Genomic DNA, 3,871 nt, shown 5'->3' with positions numbered 1-3,871 from the left:
TAGGTTTTGTTCTGTTCTGTTTTTCTCCTCTATTTTCTGACTTTTTTCCTAGACTTTAAATTTTTCCTTAACGATCGCTTGACAATCAAGACAGTCGCTACAAATATATAGTTAGTTAATTGCCACAAAAGACGGAATAAGTGATGATAAAAATTCTATTATTTCTTGTATTAATGAATGTTGTTGTAATATCTTAATTTCTTCATCATTGATATTGCTAAATATTTTCTCACTAATTGATTGTTCTTTACCTAAAACTGTCTCTAAAAATTCTTTAGGTTTACTTTGCGCTAGTTGCCATTCTAAATCATTAAATTCACGTTGGGCGATTTTTTCAATTAATAGTTTATTTTGGAGAAATATAATTTCTATTTCGGGAATAGCTAAAGATACTTGAAAAGGGGTTTTAGCCGCAGCACGACGTAATAAATAATTAACTAAATCCCTTTTTTCAAATACTTGAGATTCGTTATCTGTATTAGCATCTAAAATTAATATTACAGGAATATGTCTAGTAGCAATGAGGGAACTTGCTAATGATCTTACTTCATACTGACTTTCACCTACTACTATTTTCACATCTTGAATTAAATTTTTAGGCAGTAATTTTTCTAGGATTTCTTGGTTTTTATTACCTTCTAATACTATATAAGATAAAGTCATGATAGAACCTCAGTTTTAATGTTGTAATTAGCTAGTCCTTGTTCAACACAAATACGATATTTTTTGATTAATGCTCTACGTATACACTCATTTTCTAAAGAATATTTAATTTCTTCTCCTCCCCACAATAGAATAGTTTGAGGTGCAACAAATCCAGCTAAGGTTTCCGATGCTTCTGTAAATCCACTACGACTAAATATACTCCCAATAGTTGCTGCTGGTCTGCGTAATAGTTGATTTCTTAACTTGGCTATAGGTTCAATTTAAACAGATTTTGCTGTGTCTTTACATTCTATTATACAAGATAAGCCATCTGCATAAACTACTCCGTCAATTTGTTCTATTTCTTCTCCATCTAAATACACGCTATAAGGCTAGGTTACTTCGGCGTTGTTGAGTTGAAATGCTCGTAAAACGAGATATTCTAACGCTTTACCGGCATCCCAACTTGGTGTATTACCTGATTCAATTTCCGACCATAATTTGATTAAATCATCCCAGTTATAGCTGGTAATTCTTGCTTTATATTCTGCATTTGTGGTCATAATTCTATCTGAAATTTCGTATGTTGTAACCTATTATCATTAATTCTAGGTTACGCTGTTATTGGTTATTATTGCGTTTTCTTGTGTCAACCCAACCTACCAAATTACAAAAACCTAATTACCAAGTAATTCTCTTCTCCGTTGCTCCTGTTCTTGCTGCTCAGTCGTTGCGCGTATTTTTCTATATTCTTCTACTGCTTTTGTAGATTCATTAACTAGTGAGTACCTCAATTTAATAGCTTCATCTTCATCCCCTAAAATAGAAATTACTTCTCTCCTTTGTGGTTTATCAAGTTTAAGAAACCATTCGATAAAAGCTTTTAAAATTGCCTCTTGTGAACCTGATACTTCGTCATGAGCTACAACACAAGAAGGGCAAACATAAGGTAAGTAGGATGATATTAAACCATTAGACCTATATTTTGTGCCTCCAGATATCCTCCTGCTATTGGAGCATACATCACTAGAGGTATCGTTAGCAATAATACATTCTAACAACTGCATCCCGGTGTAACCAGGAGAAGTAAAGATGCTTGCTAGTTGTCCAACAGCTACATAACCAGGATATCCAGGTAATATGTCTCCTGTTGAAGCGAGTTCAGGAAATTTATCCAAAATTAAGGAGCTATAATATCGGCAGTAGATACATTTTTCTAAATCATTTTTATCCCACTGATCAACATCCAATAGCACTCTAGTCTTTCTTGTTCGGCTTTAGCGGCTGATTCTAATTTCCTTTGTTTCTCTATAGCTTCTTTTCTCTCTCCTTCAGCTTTTAAAGCAGCTTCACGTTTTTCTATTTCTTCCCTCTTCGCTTTTTCAGCTTGCAACTCTTCAGATGAAATTACATTTACAGGACTTGGCTGAATTTGCGTTTTAGCCTTTGGTGTAGATTCGGAAAAGGGGATAACTGGTGATGAATTAGAAATACTAGGACTAACAACAGGTATTTTTTCTTCAGTTCCAACTATGTTTTTATTATTAGGTTGATTCAATGCAGCAATCGCAAAATATCCCACGCTTACACCAATCAACCATTTCCACGTTTTGCGATTTTTCTGACTTGGTTTAGCCGCAGGTTGTACTGGTTTACCTGGACTAACGGAAACCGTTGGTAAAGAACTATTTTTTGATTGAATGTTGGTGGTATTTCCGAAAATGTGCGGTTGATTTAAAGCCTTTTCAATTTTCTGCAATCTCTGTAAAATAACTCTCGTATTTTCAGGACGCTGATTTGCTGTAGGAGCAATTAAATTATCAATTAAATCTGCTAAAAGAGGAGAAATATTAACTGCATATTTTCGCCAATGTAACTCATTAGTCAGAGGATCATAAATAGCTTTATCCTGGGGTTCTTTACCAGTCAGCAAAAATATAAAAGTCCGTCCCAAAGCAAAAAAGTCTGACTGTTGTACAGAATAACCGTTTTGTTGTTCTGGAGGTGAATAACCTTGAGAAATAATTCTCGTATGGGAATTTCCGGCTAAAATTGTGGTGGTGATTTGTCGCACTGCACCAAAATCAATCAAGACAAGTTGCCCACTAGGTCGCAGCATGATATTCTGAGGTTTAATATCACGATGAAAATATTGTTGAGCGTGTACTAACGCCAGAATTTCTACTATTTGTTTTAACCAATTAAGAGCTTGAGTTTCAGCACTAGGTTGATAATTACGAAATTCCATCCATTGCTCTAAATTGACCCCTGCAATTTTCTCCATTACTAAACAATGCAATGGTACAGAACTATTTTTAGGTAAAACCGTAAAATAACCATCTGCTTTGACTTTGGGAATACCCACACTTTTTAACTGACTCAAAACCTTGGCTTCTTGTTGAAATAATTCCACCGCTTTAGGGTTATTTTCAGTCAGCACTTTTAAAACTTTGGTTTTTCCACCGTCGTCAATTTCAAAGGTGTTGCCAAAACCACCTTGTCCTAGTTGTTTAAGTACCCGATAACGATTTTGCAGCAGTAGTTGTGACCCACAGTTACGACAAATGGGATTATTTGCATTTGCTAGGTCAATGGGTTTGGGACAGTGAGGATTGATACAATAGGACATTACGCAAAAATCCGCCCTATCAATAAATGACTGTTATTCATACCCAATCCAGGATTTAAGAATGTAAGGCAGTAATAATATGTTTCAATAAGGTGTTAGTATAGTAACCCATACTACGTCTCTTTGGCAACTGGTTATACTATTTACTCCTAATTATATCTAAGCTAGATTTTATTTAACGTGAGTTCGATGAACCTCACCCCAACCCCTCCGCGACACGAAAAGGGGCATTTTAACCTCTTATTAGAATCTTAAAATCAGGTTTTTAAGCCTCTCCAATATTAAATGTTATTCCTCTCCTCTTAAGTAGGTGAACACAATAAAACCAAACTGTGTAAAGAAACGTAAAATTGCCCAAACCCTCTTCACTCTTGCCTCTTGCCTCTTGCCTTTTGCCTTGCCATAACGACAATTTTCAACGCCAACCTACTTAGAAGGTGTTTGAAAAGTCATGATTGCTGTATCGAATATTTTACCCCTCCCTAACCCTCCACTTATAAAGGCTATCGTGTACACACAAGTTAAATTACCCCCCTTATAAAGGGGGGATTAAGGAAAAATTAGTTCCCTCCCCAAAGCATCGGGGAGGGTTAGGGT

4 protein-coding genes are annotated in these 3,871 nt (G+C 35.5%); all 4 read right to left on the bottom strand.

Features of this window, described 5'->3' with window-relative positions:
• Positions 1–111: 111 nt before the first annotated feature.
• Positions 112–663, bottom strand: a complete 552-nt coding sequence (locus IQ228_RS22840) for a hypothetical protein (protein ID WP_193964545.1) — start codon at positions 661–663, stop codon at positions 112–114.
• 374 nt (positions 664–1,037) lie between these two features.
• Complete coding sequence (locus IQ228_RS26880) at positions 1,038–1,208, bottom strand: hypothetical protein (protein WP_228044029.1); 171 nt, start codon at positions 1,206–1,208, stop codon at positions 1,038–1,040.
• Between the two features lie 114 nt (positions 1,209–1,322).
• A complete protein-coding gene (locus tag IQ228_RS22830) occupies positions 1,323–1,895 on the bottom strand; it encodes a hypothetical protein (RefSeq protein WP_193964544.1) in 573 nt (190 codons plus the stop codon).
• Positions 1,862–3,274: a protein kinase gene (locus tag IQ228_RS22825; RefSeq protein ID WP_228044028.1), complete on the bottom strand. Its 1,413-nt coding sequence runs from the start codon at positions 3,272–3,274 to the stop codon at positions 1,862–1,864. Before IQ228_RS22825 ends, IQ228_RS22830 begins: the two co-directional genes overlap by 34 nt.
• Positions 3,275–3,871 lie beyond the last annotated feature (597 nt).

Source organism: Dolichospermum sp. LEGE 00246, assembly GCF_015207865.1.
GTDB classification, from domain to species: Bacteria; Cyanobacteriota; Cyanobacteriia; order Cyanobacteriales; family Nostocaceae; genus Dolichospermum; species Dolichospermum heterosporum.
Note: the sequence above shows the minus strand (reverse complement) of the source record. Positions and strands in the feature narration are given on the sequence as shown.